Consider the following 15157-nt stretch of genomic DNA (forward strand, 5'->3'; position numbering starts at 1 on the left):
CCCCGTAGGAAGGCTCGGGCTCCGACAGGACACGGAAAGGACCCGCCATGGCCAACATCACCGCCGCACTGGTGAAAGAGCTCCGCGAGAAGACCGGCGCGGGCATGATGGACTGCAAGGGCGCGCTCAACGAGACCGACGGCGACATCGAAGCCGCGGTCGATTGGCTGCGCAAGAAGGGCCTCGCCAAGGCCGCCAAGAAGGCCGGCCGGGTGGCCGCCGAGGGCCTGGTCGCCGTCGAGTCCGCCGGCCACCACGCCGCGATCGTCGAGGTGAACTCCGAGACCGACTTCGTCGCCCGCAACGACAGCTTCCAGGCCTTCGCCCGCGAGGCCGCCAAGCTCGCCCTCAACACCGACGGCACGCTGGAAGGCCTCGAGGCCACCACGTTCCCCGGCGCCTCGACCACGGTCAAGGAGAGTCTCGCCAACCTAATCGCCACGATCGGCGAGAACATGACCCTGCGCCGCGTCGCCAAGCTCGACGTGACCAAGGGCGTGATCGCCTCCTACGTCCACGGCCAGGTGGTCGAGGGCCTCGGCAAGATCGGCGTGCTCGTCGCGCTGGAATCCGAGGGCGACGTCGAGGTGCTCTCCACCCTCGGCCGGCAGATCGCCATGCACGTCGCCGCCACCAACCCGGTGGCGCTCGACGCCGCCGGCGTCGACCAGGCGACCCTCGACCGCGAGATCAACATCCTGCGCGAGAAGAACGTCGGCAAGCCCGAGAACGTGCTCACCAAGATCGTCGAGAGCGGCCTGAAGAGCTACTACAAGGAGGTCACCCTCCTGGAGCAGCCCTTCGTGCATGACGGCTCCAAGACGATCAGCCAGGTCCTGAAGGAGGCCGAGGGCAAGGCCGGCGCGCCGGTCAAGCTCACCGCCTTCGTGCGCTACGCCCTGGGCGAGGGCATCGAGAAGGAAGAGGCTCCCGATTTTGCCTCCGAGGTGGCCGCCGCCGCCCGCGGCTGAGCCGATCCCGCCCGGTTCCTGCCGCTCCGGGACGGAGCCGGCAGGAAACCATCGAATTGTCAGGAGGGGCGGCGGCAGCGATGCCGCCGCCCCTCGACGTTCCGGCCTCCCTTGGGCTAGACACCCCTCCGCTTCCGATTGGCTCCCCGACCTGATCCAGGCCGGGTTAGAGGGGACTGGCTCGATGCCGGAGACCACACCGTTTCGCCGCGTCCTCGTGAAACTCTCCGGCGAGGCCCTGGCCGCTCCCGACGGGTACTGGCTGCACCCCCCGACCCTGGCCGGCATCGCCGACGACATCGCCCGGACCCGCGAGGCGGGCGTGCAGATCGCCCTGGTGGTCGGCGGCGGCAACATGATCCGCGGCGCGCGCATCTCGGCCGCCGGCTGGATCGACCGCGCCACCGGTGATTCGCTCGGCATGATGGCGACGGTCATGAACTCCCTGGCCCTGGAGACGGCCCTGAATGCCGCGGGTGTTCCGGCCCGCACGATGTCGGCGGTGTCGATGCCGACCATCTGCGAGACCTATGCCCGCCAGCCCGCCCTGCACCACCTCGACAAGGGACAGGTGGTCGTCCTCGCCGGAGGCACCGGCAATCCGTACTTCACGACCGACACCGCCGCCGTCCTGCGGGCGGCCGAGCTGCGCTGCGATGCCGTCCTGAAGGCGACGCAGGTGGACGGCGTCTACTCCGCCGATCCCAACCGCGACCCCACGGCGACCCGTTACGATCGCCTGACCCATGACGAGGCCATCGCCCGCGATCTCAAGGTGATGGACACCGCCGCCTTCGCACTCGCGCGCGAGAGCCGCCTGTCGATCGTCGTCGGCTCGGTCCATGCGCCGAGCTCGATCCTGGCGATCCTCACCGGAGCCGCTCCGGCCACCCAGGTCGTCCCGTAAGTGGCCTTGCCGGCGCCCGGTCGGCAGGTGTCGCTTCCTGACCGGTGAAGTCTCCGGAAGTCGCCGTGGTCTTCCGTCCGAGGCCGATCAGAATTTGTTGAGATCTTTCGGATGTGCTGCCACATCGAGCCGCCTGCGATCAGGTGGAACGGTCGCTGAGCACGGTCGATGTCTCTCTCGCAGATTGTCTTCTACAGTCACAACCTTCTGACGTTGCACGGGGGCACTCTGCGCGACATGGTGCGGGACATCCTCGCCTCGTGCAGCCGCTACGACCGCGCCTCCGGCTTCACCGGCGCACTGGTCTTCAACGAGAAGTTCTTCCTTCAGGCCATGGAGGGAGACGCGGTCGCCCTGTCGGACCAGCTCTGGACTCTTGCGGCCGATAGCCGCCACAACGGAATGGTGCTGATCGCGGCGCGGACGATCGAGCAGCGGGACTTCCGGGGCTGGACCGTCGGCTATGCCGGACATTCCGAACCCCTCGACACCCTCTACCTCCGCTACGGTCCCAAACCGCAGCTCGACCCGACCCGGATGTCGCTGGCCGGCGCCGTCGGCCTCCTGTGGGCCTTCACCGAAGTCGAGGGAAACCACTTCGTGCAGCGCTCCGGCCCCGCGGCTCCCGCCGCGGCCAAGGCGTAGCCGGCAGGGCGACCGAGGGCGTGAAAGCCTTTCCTGCCCAAACGGCGTGAACGCCATTTGCGACCTACTGGATTTTGGTTCATTGAGGCCCACGAACGGGCCCCGGCGGCCCGACCCATTCCCTCAAGTTCGCGTCGGGATAGTCCAGCATGGCAGCCATTCCAGAATTCGACCTGAATGACATCAAGCGTCGCATGCAGGGCGCCGTGGCTTCGCTGAAGGGGGATCTCGGATCGCTCCGCACTGGCCGGGCGACGCCCAGCATCCTCGATCCGATCCAGGTCGATGCCTACGGCGCGATGATGCCGATGGCCCAGGTCGCGACCGTGAGTGTGCCCGAGCCGCGTCTCCTCAGCATCTCGGTCTGGGACCGCGGCATGATCGGCGCCGTCGAGAAGGCGATCCGCGAATCCGACCTCGGCATGAACCCGCAGACCGAGGGCCAGACGATCCGCCTGCGCGTTCCGGAAATGAACGAGCAGCGCCGCAAGGAGATGGTCAAAGTCGCGCACAAGTACACCGAGGAGGCGCGCGTCGCCGTGCGCCACGTGCGCCGCGACGGGCTCGACCATCTCAAGAAGCTCGAGAAGGACGGCGCCATCAGCGAGGACGACGAGAAGCGTCAGGCGGGCGAGGTCCAGAAGGCCACCGACCAGTTCATCGCCGACATCGACGGTGTGCTCGCCGCCAAGGAGAAGGAGATCATGCAGGTCTGAGTTCCCGCATCGGGGATCGGGACCACGTGTGATCGGCACGAGTGACGGTTGGGGGAGAAGCGCGTTGGGTCGCTCAGAAGGCGCGCGTCAGATCGAGGCGGCGAGGGTGCACGGCACGGAGACCACGCTGGGCGTATCGGACGCCGCGGTGGTCTATCCGGGCACGGCCGTGCCCGCCGTCGCGTCGGCGCCGGCCCATGTCGCCATCATCATGGACGGCAACGGCCGCTGGGCCGCCGGCCGCGGCCTTCCCCGGGTCGAGGGACACCGGCGCGGCGTCGAGGCCGTGCGGCGGGCGGTGCGCTCCGCCATCGAACTCGGCGTGCGCTACCTGACGATCTACAGCTTCTCCTCGGAGAACTGGCGCCGCCCGCCCGCCGAGGTCGCCGACCTCATGGGCCTGATGAAGCTCTTCGTCCGCCGCGACCTGGCGGATCTGCACGGCAACAACGTCCGCATCCGCATCATCGGTGCGCGCGAGGGCCTTCCGCCGGACATCGCGGGCCTGCTCGACGAGGCCGAGCAGCGCACCCGGGCCAATACCGGCCTGACCCTGATCGTGGCCTTCAACTACGGCGGCCGCCAGGAGATTCTCCGCGCCGTCCGCACGCTCGCCCGGGCCGTGGCGGCCGGGACGCTGGCGCCCGACGCGATCGATCTCGACGTCCTCACGGACGCCCTCGACACCACCGGCATCCCGGACCCGGACCTCGTGATCCGCACCTCGGGCGAGCAGCGCCTGTCGAACTTCCTCACCTGGCAGACGGCCTATGCCGAGTACGTGATCGTGCCGGAATTCTGGCCGGACTTCGACCACGCCGCCTTCCGCGCCGCCATCGACGAATACCATCGCCGCGACCGTCGCTTCGGCGGCCTCAGCGGCAAGGCCGGCTGATCGTGGCGCCCGGAGAGGCGGCCCCCGCCTCGCAACGCGGCCTCTTCGCGGGCCGCGAGTTCCAGGCCCGGCTGGTGTCGGCGATCCTGCTCGGGGCCATCGTGCTCTCGGCCCTGGTCCTCGGCGGCTGGCCCTTCGCGGTGATCTGGCTCGCCGCCGGCATCGTGTTCGCGGCCGAGTGGATCGGTATGAGCGCGGTGGCGCCCCGGCGCCTCGTGCTGGCGCTCACGGCCGCCACCCTGTTCGGCCTCGTCCTGTGCCTCCACGGCGACGCGGCGCCCGGAACCACCCTGGCGGTCGGCGCGGTCGGCACCGTCCTCGTCGCGGTCGCGGTGCGCGGCGGCGCCGGCCGGGCTCGCGCCCTGGCGGGCCTCGCGAGTTCGGCGGTGATCGCCCTGGTGCCGACGGCCCTGCGCGACGATCCGGCCCTCGGCATCCTCGGCCCGGCCTGGATGTTCGCGGTGGTCTGGTCCACCGACATCATCGCCTACTTCACCGGCCGGACCTTCGGCGGCCCCAAGCTGATGCCGCGGGTCAGCCCGAAGAAGACCTGGTCCGGCGCCCTCGGTGGCCTCGCCGCCGGCACGCTGGCCGGTGTCGCCCTGGTGATGGTCGCGCGCGACCATGGCTGGAGCGACCTCGCCACCACCTCGCTCGCCGCGGTCGCCCTCGTGAGCGCCGTCGCCTCGATCCTGAGCCAGGGCGGGGACCTCGTGGAATCCGCCCTGAAGCGCCATTACGGCGTGAAGGATTCGGGCCGTGCCATTCCCGGCCACGGGGGCGTCATGGATCGCCTCGACGGCTTCTTCGCCGTAGCCGTCCTGGCCGGCTTCTATCTCATCGCCCGCCGCTTCGTGGCGGCCTGAAGGACCCTTCCGTTGCTGACCGTCACCATCCTCGGCGCCACCGGCTCCATCGGCCAATCGACCATCGACCTGCTGCTGCAGCATCCCGACCGCTTCCGCATCGGCGGCCTCGTGGCGGGCCGGGACGTCGCGGCCATCGCCCGGCTCGCCGGCAACCTCCAGCCCGACTTCGTCGCCCTGGCCGACGAAGCCGCCGGCCCCGCCCTGCGCGAGGCGCTGGCCCATACGACGATCCGAAACGGGGCCGGGGAGGGCGCCGTCCTGGAAGCGGTCGCCCGCGACGCCGATATCGTCGTGGCGGCGGTGAGCGGGGCCGCCGGCCTGCGCCCGACGCACGAGGCGCTGAAGCTCGGCCGCACCGTGGCGCTGGCCAACAAGGAGAGCCTAGTCTGCGCCGGCGACGCCTTCATGCGCGACGCCAAGCGCTACGGCGCCACCCTGCTGCCGGTGGATTCCGAGCACAACGCCCTGGCCCAGGCGCTGGGAGACGGCCGCCTCGACGACGTTTCGAAGATGACGATCACGGCCTCGGGCGGCCCGTTCCGGACCTGGACCCGCGAGCGCATCGCCGCCGCCTCGCCCACGGAGGCCGCCGCCCACCCGACCTGGTCGATGGGCATGAAGATCAACATCGATTCGGCTTCCCTGATGAACAAGGGGCTCGAGCTGATCGAGGCACACCACCTGTTCACCCTGGAGCCGGAGCGGCTCGACGTCATCGTCCATCCGCAATCGATCGTGCACGGCCTCGTCTACTGGCGCGACGGCGCGGTGACGGCGGGCCTCGCCATGCCGGACATGCGGGTGCCGATCGCCCATTGCCTGGGGCTCGGCGAGCGCCTGACGATCGCCCGCGGTCGTCATCTCGACCTCGCCGCCGCCGGCAGCCTGACCTTCGAGGCGGCCGACGAGGCGCGCTTCCCGTGCCTGCGCATCGCCCGGGCGGCGCTGGCCGCCGGCGGGGCCGCTCCGACCGTGATGAACGCGGCCAACGAGATCGCGGTGGCGGCCTTCATCGAGGGGGCGATCGGCTTCTACGGCATCGCCGACCTCGTCGAGCGCGCCTGCGAGCACTTCGCCGGCCAGTATCGGACCGCGCCCGAGGACGTCGACGAGGCCCTGGCCATCGATGCCGAAGTCCGCCGCTGGAGCAGCCAGGCCGTCGCGGCGGCCTGAGCCGACTCGTCAGGTATCGCCGCGGCGCCCGGAGCCGCCCGTCAGGGGTCCGGGCTGTAGCCCGCCAGGAACACGCGCACGGCCTCGCCGACATTGTGCTCGATCTCGCTCTGCGCGACGCCGTCGCCGGCATTGAACAGCAGCCGGGTCAGGAGTCCGGCCTGGCAGATCTGCAGGAACTGGCGCGCGGCAAGGTTGGTGTCGGCCGGGCGCAGACGCCCCGCCGCGACCTGGGCGTCGAGATAGGCGGCGAGCCGCGTCGACCCCTGCACCGGGCCCGCCTCGAAGAAGGCCTGGCCGAGGCGCGGGAACTTCTCGCAGGCGCCGATGACCATCCGGATCAACGTGACGTGCTCGGGCCGGATCATCTCGGCGAGGTAGCTGCGTCCCAGGCGCGTGAGCACGCCCCGCACATCGGGATCGTCGGCATCGAGCCGGAACAGCACCTCGGCGAGTCCGCGCTTCTCCGCGAGCGTGAGGGCCTCGAAGAGGGCTTCCTTGCTGTCGAAGTAGACGTAGAGGGTCCCCTTCGAGACCCCCGCCGCCTTGGCGATCTCGCCCATGCTGGCGCCATCGAACCCCGATGCCATGAAGACCGCGCGCGCACCTTCGAGGATCTGGCGACGCTTGTCGGTGTCGGGTGATGTGCGCTCCCGCGCATCGCGGGTGGCTTCGGCGGTCGACATGGTCCTGATCCTGATTGACCGAACGGTTCGGTCATAATATCTGAGTGTGCCGGGCCGCGCCAGAGTTTGCGGCTCGGAAAATGACCGAACGGTTCGGTCAATCCCTTGCGAGAGCCGGATCGACGCCATGAGTTTGCGCGAGGACGACGGATTTCGGGCCGAGCCGGCCCTGGCCGATGAGGCTGCGCCGAGCGGATCGACGTCCCCACCCCAGGCGGCCGTGACGACCGCGCCGAGAACGCCCGCGCTCATCGCGGCGGCACCGGCCGAAGCTTCGCCCAAGCCACGGCGGACGCGCAAGCTCGTCCTGGCGACGCTGCTTCTCGCGGCCCTCGGTGGCGGCGCCTACAAGGCCCATGACTGGTGGACGGTCGGGCGCTTCTTCGTCAGCACCGACGACGCCTACGTGCAGGCCGACATCTCGGTCCTGGCCGCGAAGGTCCCAGGGTACCTCGCCGCCGTGCCGGTCGTGAACGGGCAGTTGATGCACAAGGGCGACGTGATCGCCCGGCTCGACGATGGCGATTATCGCTTGGCCGCGCAGGCCGCGCACGACAAGCTGGCGACGCAGCAGGCGGCCATCGCCCGCATCGCCCGGCAGGTCGAGGCCGCCCAGGCGCAGATGCTCCAGGCCTCGGCCCAGATCGACGCCAACAAGGCCGACGCGGTGCGCGCCGCGGCCGATTATGCGCGCCAGCAGCAGCTCGAGAAGGTCGACTTCGTCGCCAAGGCGCGCATCGAGCAGGCGCGGGCCGACCGCGATCGCACCGAGGCCGCGGTGAAGGGGGCGGAAGCTTCCCTCGTCGCCATGCGGGCGAATGTCGAGGTGCTGCGGGCGCAGGGCAAGGAGGCGGAGGGCTTGGCCGCCGAGCTGCGGACGGCCGAAGCGCGGGCCGAGCGGGACCTCGACTTCACGACGATCCGGGCGCCCTTCGACGGGGTGATCGGCAACAAGGCCGTGGAGGCCGGGGCCTACGTCTCGCCGGGCTCGCGCGTCGCGGCCCTGGTGCCCCTGGAGAGCGTCCGGATCGACGCCAACTTCAAGGAGACGCAGGTCGAGCGCATGCGTCCGGGCCAGCGTGTCCACATCGCGGTCGACGCCTATCCGGACCGCGACATCGTCGGCGAGGTCGAGTCGCTGTCGCCCGCCTCCGGCTCGGTCTTCAGCCTGCTGCCGCCCGACAACGCGACCGGCAACTTCACCAAGATCGTCCAGCGCCTGCCGGTGCGGGTCCACGTGCCGGCGGACGTCGCCCGCGAGGGCATCCTGCGTCCCGGCCTCTCCGTGACGGTCCGGGTCGATACCCGCGAGGGCTCGGAGGCGGCCGGGGACGATCGCGTCCGCACGGCCGCCCGGCACTAGGACCAGGATCCGCAGATGGCCGCCACAGCCGCCCTCGGACCGGCCGCACCGGCCATCGAGCCGCCGCTCGACCGCCGCCGCATGGTGGCGTTCGTCTGCATGGTCTTCGGGATGTTCATGGCGATCCTGGACATCCAGATCGTCTCGGCGTCGCTGGCCGAGATCCAGGCCGGCCTCTCGGCCTCGGGCGACGAGATCCCCTGGGTCCAGACCAGCTATCTCATCGCCGAGGTGATCTCGATCCCGCTCTCCGGCTTCCTGTCGCGGGTGGTCTCCACGCGCTGGATGTTCGTGATCTCGGCCGGCGGCTTCACGCTGATGAGCCTGATGTGCGCCACCTCGACCTCGATCAACGAGATGATCATCTGGCGCGCCGCGCAGGGCTTCATCGGCGGCGGCATGATCCCGACGGTATTCGCGTCCGCTTTCACGATCTTCCCGCCCTCGAAGCGCTCCATCGTCTCGCCGATGATCGGCCTCGTGGCGACCTTGGCCCCCACCATCGGGCCGACGGTGGGCGGCTACCTCACCGACCTGTTCGACTGGCACTGGCTGTTCCTCGTCAACGTCGTGCCGGGGATCTTCGTCACGGTGTCGACCTACCTGTTGGTCGACTTCGACGAGCCCAATCTGGCCCTGTTCAAGCGCTTCGACTGGTTCGGCCTCGTCTTCATGGCGCTCATGCTCGGCTGCCTCGAATACGTGCTGGAGGAGGGGCCGAACCACGACTGGCTCGCCGACGAGGCGGTGTTCGCCTGCGCGGTCGTCTGCCTGACCGCCGGCCCGGCCTTCTTCTACCGCGCCTTCACGGCCGCCGAGCCGATCGTCGACCTGCGCGCCTTCTCCGACCGCAACTTCGCGGCCGGCTGCATCTTCAGCTTCGTCCTCGGCATCGGCCTCTATGGGCTCACCTATCTCTACCCGGTCTATCTCGGCCGGGTGCGCGGCTACTCGGCGCTGCAGATCGGCGAGACGATGTTCGTCTCGGGCCTCTGCATGTTCGCCACCGCGCCGATCGCCGGACGCCTCTCGGGCAAGGTCGACCCGCGCCTGATGATGGGGCTCGGCTTCCTGGGATTCGCCACCGGCACCTGGATGGTCACCGGCCTGACCAAGGACTGGGATTTCTGGGAACTCTTGGTGCCGCAGATCCTGCGCGGCTGCTCGCTGATGCTGTGCATGATCCCGATCAACAACATCGCGCTGGGCACCCTGCCGCCGGCCCGGATGAAGAACGCCTCCGGTCTCTACAACCTCACCCGCAACCTCGGCGGCGCGGTCGGCCTCGCGCTCATCAACACCGTGTTGAACGACCGCTGGGACCTCCACCTCGCCCGGCTGCACGAGCGCTTCACCTGGACCAACACGGCTGTCCTCGAGCGGCTGGAGATGACGCGCCGGCAATTCGATGGGCTCGGCGGCAATGCCGACGCGATGGCGCTGAAGGCGATGATGAACACCGTGCGCCTCCAGGGGCTGGTGATGAGCTTCACCGACGTGTTCCTGGTGCTGACCTTCCTGTTCGTGGCGATGGCCTGCGCCGTGCCCTTCATCCGGCGGCCCCGCGCGGCAGCCGGCGCGGGCGGCGGCCACTGACGGGCGCAATCCGCCAGCCGAAGCGTGCCCGGCTCTTTATCCTGTCGCCGGGAAAGCGGGGACGGGCCTGCGCACGGCGCCCCTGCGGCCGCAAATCCGGCGCGGACGGTTTGCGTTCGCGTCCACCGCATCCGATCTGCTACAGCGGAGCAACGGCCCCGGGGGAGGCCGAGAGGATCGACCAATGGACTTCCTGAACGCCATGGGCGGCACGGCGAGCGGTTTCTTCGGCGCCGTGATCCCCTTCCTGATCGTGCTGAGCATCGTCGTCTTCGTGCACGAGATGGGACATTTCCTGGTCGGCCGCTGGTGCGGCGTCGGCGTCCACGCCTTCTCCCTCGGCTTCGGACCGGAACTGTTCGGCTTCAACGACCGCCACGGGACGCGCTGGAAGCTCTCGGCGATTCCCCTCGGCGGCTACGTCAAGTTTCACGGCGATGCCAATGGCGCCAGCGTCCCCGACCCGGAGGCCGTGGCGCGCATGACCCCGCAGGAGCGGGCGACGAGCTTCCCGACGCAATCCCTGCCCAAGCGCGCCGCCATCGTGGCCGCCGGGCCGATCGCAAACTTCATCCTCGCCATCGCGCTCTTCTCCGGCGCCATCTACTTCGGCGGCCGCTACGAGACGCCGGCCCGCGTCGAGGCGGTGATGTCCGACAGCGCCGCCGCCCGCGCCGGCTTCCAGCCCGGCGACGTGATCCGCGCCATCGGCGGATCGCGGGTCGACAGCTTCACCGACATGCAGCGCACGGTCTCGGGCGCGGCCGGCTCCAGCCTCACCTTCACGGTCGAGCGCGCCGGCGAGACGCGCGAACTCGTGGCCGTTCCGGAGCGCAAGGAGGACGTGACGCCCTTCGGCCGCCATCGCTTCGGCCGCCTCGGCATCCAGGGGCCGAAGGCCAACGAGGCCAAGCTCGTCCATTACGGCCCGCTGCAATCCCTCGGCCTCGGCACCTACGAGACCTACTTCGTGGTCGACCGGACCATCGACTACATCGGCAAGCTGGTCACCGGGCGGGAATCACCCGACCAGCTTTCCGGACCGATCGGGATCGCCCGGGTCTCCGGTGCCGTCGCCCAGAGCGGCGGTCTCGGTGGCCTGATCGGGCTTATCGCGCTGCTCTCGGTCTCGATCGGCCTGCTCAACCTCTTCCCCGTCCCCCTGCTCGATGGCGGGCACCTGCTGTTCTACGCCTTCGAGGCGGTGCGCGGCCGTCCGCTCAGCGAGCGGGCCCAGGAGATCGGTTTCCGGATCGGCCTCGCCCTGGTCCTGTTCCTCATGCTGTTCGCGGCCTGGAACGACATCCTCAATCTGGGTGCCTCCTGGGGTGCGCGCGGGACCTGAGCGGCGCCTGGGGATTCCGGGGGCGGTCCCGCTTCGGGACACGCAAAGGCCTCGATCTTAACCACAATCGGCCTCGCGCGCGGAACCCCCGGGTTTCGCGCGCAACCGTTTGTTGACCCTGTTCGACGATCGGTCCGGGGCGTTAAGTGACCGGAAGGCCACGTCTCCCCAAAATCCCCAGTGAGCGGGACCCCCCGGCGTTTGCTTAACGGGGGAATCCCGATAGAAGCTGAGCTTGGGACCAGGTGTCAGGACGCCCGGAAAACGGGCGCCTGGCTGCGGGTGCAAACTCGCGCTGAAGATATAAAGAGACGGGCGATTACATGATGTCGATGACGGGGAAGCGCCGGCGTAAGTCGGCGGAACAGACCATCGTCCTAGTCGCCGCGGCGGCCGCTGGCCTCGTTCTCGGTGGAACCGCCCAGGCGCAGCAGATCGTCGTCCAGGGGAACAAGCGTGTCGATGCCGACACCATCCGGTCCTACGTGACCGGGACCGCCTCCGGATCGCCCGAGGAAGCCCGCCGCAACCTGCTGGCGAGCGGCATGTTCTCCGACGTGAAGGTCTCGCGCAGCGGCGCCAGCACCGTCGTCAGCGTCCGCGAGAACAACCTCATCAACCGGGTGGTGTTCGAGGGCAACAAGAAGATCGAGAAGGCCACCCTCGAGGGCGAGGTCGAGGCCAAGGCGCGCGGCGCCTTCAGCGAGGCCGTGGTCCAGGCCGACATCCAGCGCATCAAGGAAGTCTACCGCCGGGCCGGCCGCGGCACCGCGAAGGTGACCTTCCGGACGGTGGACCTGCCGAACGGCCGCCTCGACGTGATCTACGTCATCGAGGAAGGCGACAAGACCGGCATCAAGGCGATCAACTTCGTGGGCAACAACGCCTACTCGGCGTCCAAGCTGCGCGAGCTGATGTCCTCGTCGGAGATGAACTTCCTCAGCTTCATCAAGACTTCGGACGTCTACGATCCCGACCGCATCACCAACGACCTCGACATCGTCCGGCGCTACTACCTCAAGAACGGCTACGCCGACTTCCGTGTCATCAATGCCGATGCCCGCTACGTCGAGGGCGAAGGTGACGCCGGCTGGGTCGTCACCGTCACCGTCGAGGAAGGCGAGCAGTACCGCGTCGGCGCGGTGGCGATCGATTCCCGCCTGCCGGGCCTCGACACCCAGGTCCTCGACGGCGAGATCCGCTCCCAGGTCGGCGACGTCTACAACGCCGAGGACGTGGAGCGCACGCTCAACGGCGTGACCAACCAGGTCGGCCGCCAGGGCTACCCCTTCGCCCAGGTGCGTCCCACCGGCCAGCGCGACCGCGCCACCCACACCGTGGCCCTCGGCTTCGTGGTCGAGGACGGCCCGCGCGTCTACGTCGAGCGCATCAACATCCGCGGCAACACCCGCACCCGCGACTACGTCATCCGGCGCGAGCTCGATATCACCGAGGGCGATGCCTACAACCGCGTGCTGACCGACCGGGCCGAGCGTCGCCTGAACGGCCTCGGCTTCTTCAAGAAGGTGCGCTTCTCCAACGAGCCGGGCTCCTCGGCCGACCGCGTGATCATCAACATCGACGTCGAGGATCAGCCCACGGGCTCGTTCTCGGTGGCGGGCGGCTACTCCACCCAGGACGGCATCATCGGCGAGGTCTCGATCTCGGAGTCGAACTTCCTCGGTCGCGGCCAGTACGTTCGCGTGGCGGGCACCGGCGGTCAGTACTCGCGCGGCTTCGACTTCTCGTTCACCGAGCCGTACTTCCTCGGCTACCGCCTCGCCGCCGGCTTCGACGCCTTCTACAAGTACAGCGACCAGACCCGCTACTCGCGCTACGAGACCACCGTCTATGGCGGCCAGCTCCGCGTCGGCCTGCCGATCACGGAAGAGTTCGGCATCACGATGCGGTACTCGCTCTACAACACCGAGCTCAAGGTCCCGAACACGGTCAAGCGGCCGTACAACGACTGTTCGAACCCGATCCCCGGTTACACGCTGCTGACGAACGGCACACGCGCGACGGGTGCGGCGGGCGAACAGGCCGCTTATCCGTCCTGTGCCTTCGACGGCGAAGCCTCGATCGCGCTCAAGGGTTCGCAGGGCAGCACGCTGACCTCGCTCGCCGGCCTGACGCTCGCCTACTCGACCCTCGACAACCTGGGTTCGCCCCGCAACGGTCTCTACGCCGAGCTGAAGCCCGATATCGCGGGCCTCGGCGGCGACTCGAAGTTCTTCCGCGTGACCGGCGACGCCCGGTACTACAAGGAGCTCTACGAGGACGTGGTCGGCTTCGTCCGCTTCCAGGGCGGTCACATCACGGCGCTGAATGACCAGCCGCTGCGCATCACCGACCAGTTCTTCCTCGGCCCGTCGCTGGTCCGCGGCTTCGCGCCCAACGGCATCGGCCCGCGCGACGTCGGCATCAGCGACAGCCGTTCGAACGCCATCGGCGGCTCGACCTACTTCGGCGGCACCGTCGAAGTTCAGTTCCCGCTCCCCGGCGTGCCGCGGGACCTCGGCCTGAAGGGTGCGGTGTTCGCCGATGCGGGTACGCTGTTCGGCTATAACGGCCGCACGCAGTTCAACGTGAACGGCGATGCCTTCATCAACGGCATCGCACCGGGTGGAGCCTGTAACTTCAACCAGAACACCATCGGCGTCGAACCCGAGTGCGTGAACGTTCGCGACAAGATGACGATCCGCTCCTCGGTCGGTGCTTCGATCCTGTGGAACTCGCCGCTCGGCCCGATCCGCTTCGACTACGCCTACGCCCTCTCGAAGGACGAAGGCGTGAAGGCCTACGATGCGACCGGCAACTATCTCGGCCGCGTCGGCAAGGATCAGCTGCAGGCCTTCCGGTTCTCCGGCGGCTCGCGGTTCTGACCCGGAGCGCTGCCTCCTTTCGGGGAGGCAGCGCGTTGTGACGGCATGTCAGATCCGATCTTCTTCCCCGCGACCACCACCTTCAGCCTCGGCGCCATCGCCGAGGCTGCTGGCGTTCCGCTTCCCGAAGGCGCGAACCCGGCGGGCGTGATCACCGGCGCCGCGCCGCTGGAATCCGCCACGCCGCAGGACGTCGCCTACATGGACAATGCCCGGTACGGCGACGCGCTCGCCGCGACGCGGGCCGGGATCTGCCTCGTCTCGCCGCGCTTCGCCCTGCGGGTTCCGTCCGAGACCGTGGCCCTGGTCCTGCGCGATCCCTACCGGATCTATGCGGGCCTGCTGGCGCGCCTTCATCCGGAGGCGATGCGGCCGGGCTCGCTCTTCGGGGCCGCCGGCGTCGCGCCGGGGGCGCATATCCATCCGGAGGCCCGCCTCGAGCCCGGTGTGCAGGTCGATCCCGGCGCCGTCATCGGTCCCGGAGCGGAGATCGGCTCCGGGACCGTGATCGGCCCGAATGCCAGCATCGGCCCGCAGGTCCGGGTCGGACGCGACTGCAGCATCGGCGCCGGCGCCACCCTGACCCACGCCCTCCTCGGCAACCGCGTCATCGTCCATCCGGGCGCGCGCCTCGGTCAGGACGGGTTCGGCTTCGCCATGGGCGCGGGCGGGCACCTGAAGGTGCCGCAGATCGGCCGGGTCATCGTTCAGGACGATGTCGAGATCGGCGCCAACACGACCATCGATCGCGGCGCCAGCCGCGACACGGTGATCGGCGAGGGGACCAAGATCGATAATCTGGTGCAGATCGCCCACAACGTCGTCATCGGACGCCACTGCGTCATCGTCTCGGGCGTCGGGATCTCCGGCTCGACCACGCTGGAGGATTACGTCGTCCTCGGCGGCCAGGTCGGCGTCGTCGGCCACCTGCGCATCGGCATGGGCTCGCAGATCGCCGGGTCGTCGAACGTGAACCGGGACGTTCCCCCGGGCAGCCGCTGGGGCGGAACCCCGGCCAAGCCGGTTCGGGCCTGGTTCCGCGAATTGACCACGCTCGCCCGACTGGCCGAGCGTTCCACCGGCGGGGACGAGCCCAAGGCCTGAAC

The 15157-nt window shown here is 69.3% G+C and carries 13 protein-coding genes; 12 read left to right on the forward strand and 1 reads right to left on the reverse strand.

Features of this window, described 5'->3' with window-relative positions; genetic code table 11:
• Positions 1-47: 47 nt before the first annotated feature.
• The 7 genes from tsf (at position 48) to dxr (ending at position 6176) form a co-directional block, all read left to right on the forward strand.
• Positions 48-971 carry a translation elongation factor Ts gene (tsf, locus tag AC0IWM_RS11410; protein WP_471755015.1) on the forward strand — a complete coding sequence of 308 codons (924 nt, stop codon included), beginning with the start codon at positions 48-50 and terminating at the stop codon, positions 969-971.
• A 184-nt stretch (positions 972-1155) separates the two neighbouring features.
• Complete coding sequence (gene pyrH, locus AC0IWM_RS11415) at positions 1156-1878, forward strand: UMP kinase (protein ID WP_056467544.1); 723 nt, start codon at positions 1156-1158, stop codon at positions 1876-1878.
• 168 nt (positions 1879-2046) lie between these two features.
• Positions 2047-2523 (forward strand): BLUF domain-containing protein, encoded by a 477-nt coding sequence (locus AC0IWM_RS11420; protein WP_471755017.1) that lies wholly within the window; start codon positions 2047-2049, stop codon positions 2521-2523.
• Between the two features lie 149 nt (positions 2524-2672).
• Positions 2673-3239 (forward strand): ribosome recycling factor, encoded by a 567-nt coding sequence (frr, locus tag AC0IWM_RS11425; RefSeq protein ID WP_471755019.1) that lies wholly within the window; start codon positions 2673-2675, stop codon positions 3237-3239.
• Positions 3240-3303: 64 nt separating this feature from the next.
• Complete coding sequence (locus AC0IWM_RS11430; RefSeq protein ID WP_471755021.1) at positions 3304-4134, forward strand: isoprenyl transferase; 831 nt, start codon at positions 3304-3306, stop codon at positions 4132-4134.
• 2 nt (positions 4135-4136) lie between these two features.
• On the forward strand, positions 4137-5000 hold the full coding sequence (locus AC0IWM_RS11435) for a phosphatidate cytidylyltransferase (RefSeq protein ID WP_471755023.1): 864 nt from the start codon (positions 4137-4139) through the stop codon (positions 4998-5000).
• 12 nt (positions 5001-5012) lie between these two features.
• Positions 5013-6176 (forward strand): 1-deoxy-D-xylulose-5-phosphate reductoisomerase, encoded by a 1164-nt coding sequence (dxr, locus tag AC0IWM_RS11440; RefSeq protein ID WP_471755025.1) that lies wholly within the window; start codon positions 5013-5015, stop codon positions 6174-6176.
• 41 nt (positions 6177-6217) lie between these two features.
• On the opposite strand, the gene AC0IWM_RS11445 is transcribed toward dxr, so the two are convergent.
• A complete protein-coding gene (locus tag AC0IWM_RS11445) occupies positions 6218-6862 on the reverse strand; it encodes a TetR/AcrR family transcriptional regulator (RefSeq protein ID WP_471755027.1) in 645 nt (214 codons plus the stop codon).
• Between the two features lie 127 nt (positions 6863-6989).
• Here AC0IWM_RS11445 and AC0IWM_RS11450 point away from each other — a divergent pair, with 127 nt between their 5' ends.
• From AC0IWM_RS11450 to lpxD, 5 genes are all read left to right on the forward strand, one after another.
• On the forward strand, positions 6990-8225 hold the full coding sequence (locus AC0IWM_RS11450; protein ID WP_471755029.1) for an HlyD family secretion protein: 1236 nt from the start codon (positions 6990-6992) through the stop codon (positions 8223-8225).
• A 15-nt stretch (positions 8226-8240) separates the two neighbouring features.
• Positions 8241-9821: a DHA2 family efflux MFS transporter permease subunit gene (locus tag AC0IWM_RS11455; protein ID WP_471755031.1), complete on the forward strand. Its 1581-nt coding sequence runs from the start codon at positions 8241-8243 to the stop codon at positions 9819-9821.
• 184 nt (positions 9822-10005) lie between these two features.
• Entirely contained in the window at positions 10006-11166 is a 1161-nt protein-coding gene (rseP, locus tag AC0IWM_RS11460; protein WP_471755033.1) for an RIP metalloprotease RseP, read from the forward strand.
• Between the two features lie 323 nt (positions 11167-11489).
• The gene (bamA, locus tag AC0IWM_RS11465) at positions 11490-14051 is read left to right on the forward strand and encodes an outer membrane protein assembly factor BamA (protein ID WP_471755035.1); all 2562 of its coding nucleotides are present in this window, start codon (positions 11490-11492) and stop codon (positions 14049-14051) included.
• A gap of 45 nt (positions 14052-14096) precedes the next feature.
• On the forward strand, positions 14097-15155 hold the full coding sequence (lpxD, locus tag AC0IWM_RS11470) for a UDP-3-O-(3-hydroxymyristoyl)glucosamine N-acyltransferase (RefSeq protein ID WP_471755037.1): 1059 nt from the start codon (positions 14097-14099) through the stop codon (positions 15153-15155).
• The last annotated feature ends 2 nt before the right edge of the window (positions 15156-15157 follow it).

This window comes from Methylobacterium sp. AC433 (genome assembly GCF_979253015.1).

Excerpts from the sequence above, each read along its gene's own strand:
- tsf (WP_471755015.1), top strand. The coding sequence starts at position 48 with ATGGCCAACATCACCGCCGCACTGGTGAAAGAGCTCCGCGAGAAGACC.
- pyrH (WP_056467544.1), top strand. The coding sequence starts at position 1,156 with ATGCCGGAGACCACACCGTTTCGCCGCGTCCTCGTGAAACTCTCCGGC.
- AC0IWM_RS11420 (WP_471755017.1), top strand. The coding sequence starts at position 2,047 with ATGTCTCTCTCGCAGATTGTCTTCTACAGTCACAACCTTCTGACGTTG.
- frr (WP_471755019.1), top strand. The coding sequence starts at position 2,673 with ATGGCAGCCATTCCAGAATTCGACCTGAATGACATCAAGCGTCGCATG.
- AC0IWM_RS11445 (WP_471755027.1), bottom strand. The coding sequence starts at position 6,862 with ATGTCGACCGCCGAAGCCACCCGCGATGCGCGGGAGCGCACATCACCC.
- AC0IWM_RS11450 (WP_471755029.1), top strand. The coding sequence starts at position 6,990 with ATGAGTTTGCGCGAGGACGACGGATTTCGGGCCGAGCCGGCCCTGGCC.
- AC0IWM_RS11455 (WP_471755031.1), top strand. The coding sequence starts at position 8,241 with ATGGCCGCCACAGCCGCCCTCGGACCGGCCGCACCGGCCATCGAGCCG.
- rseP (WP_471755033.1), top strand. The coding sequence starts at position 10,006 with ATGGACTTCCTGAACGCCATGGGCGGCACGGCGAGCGGTTTCTTCGGC.
- bamA (WP_471755035.1), top strand. The coding sequence starts at position 11,490 with ATGATGTCGATGACGGGGAAGCGCCGGCGTAAGTCGGCGGAACAGACC.
- lpxD (WP_471755037.1), top strand. The coding sequence starts at position 14,097 with ATGTCAGATCCGATCTTCTTCCCCGCGACCACCACCTTCAGCCTCGGC.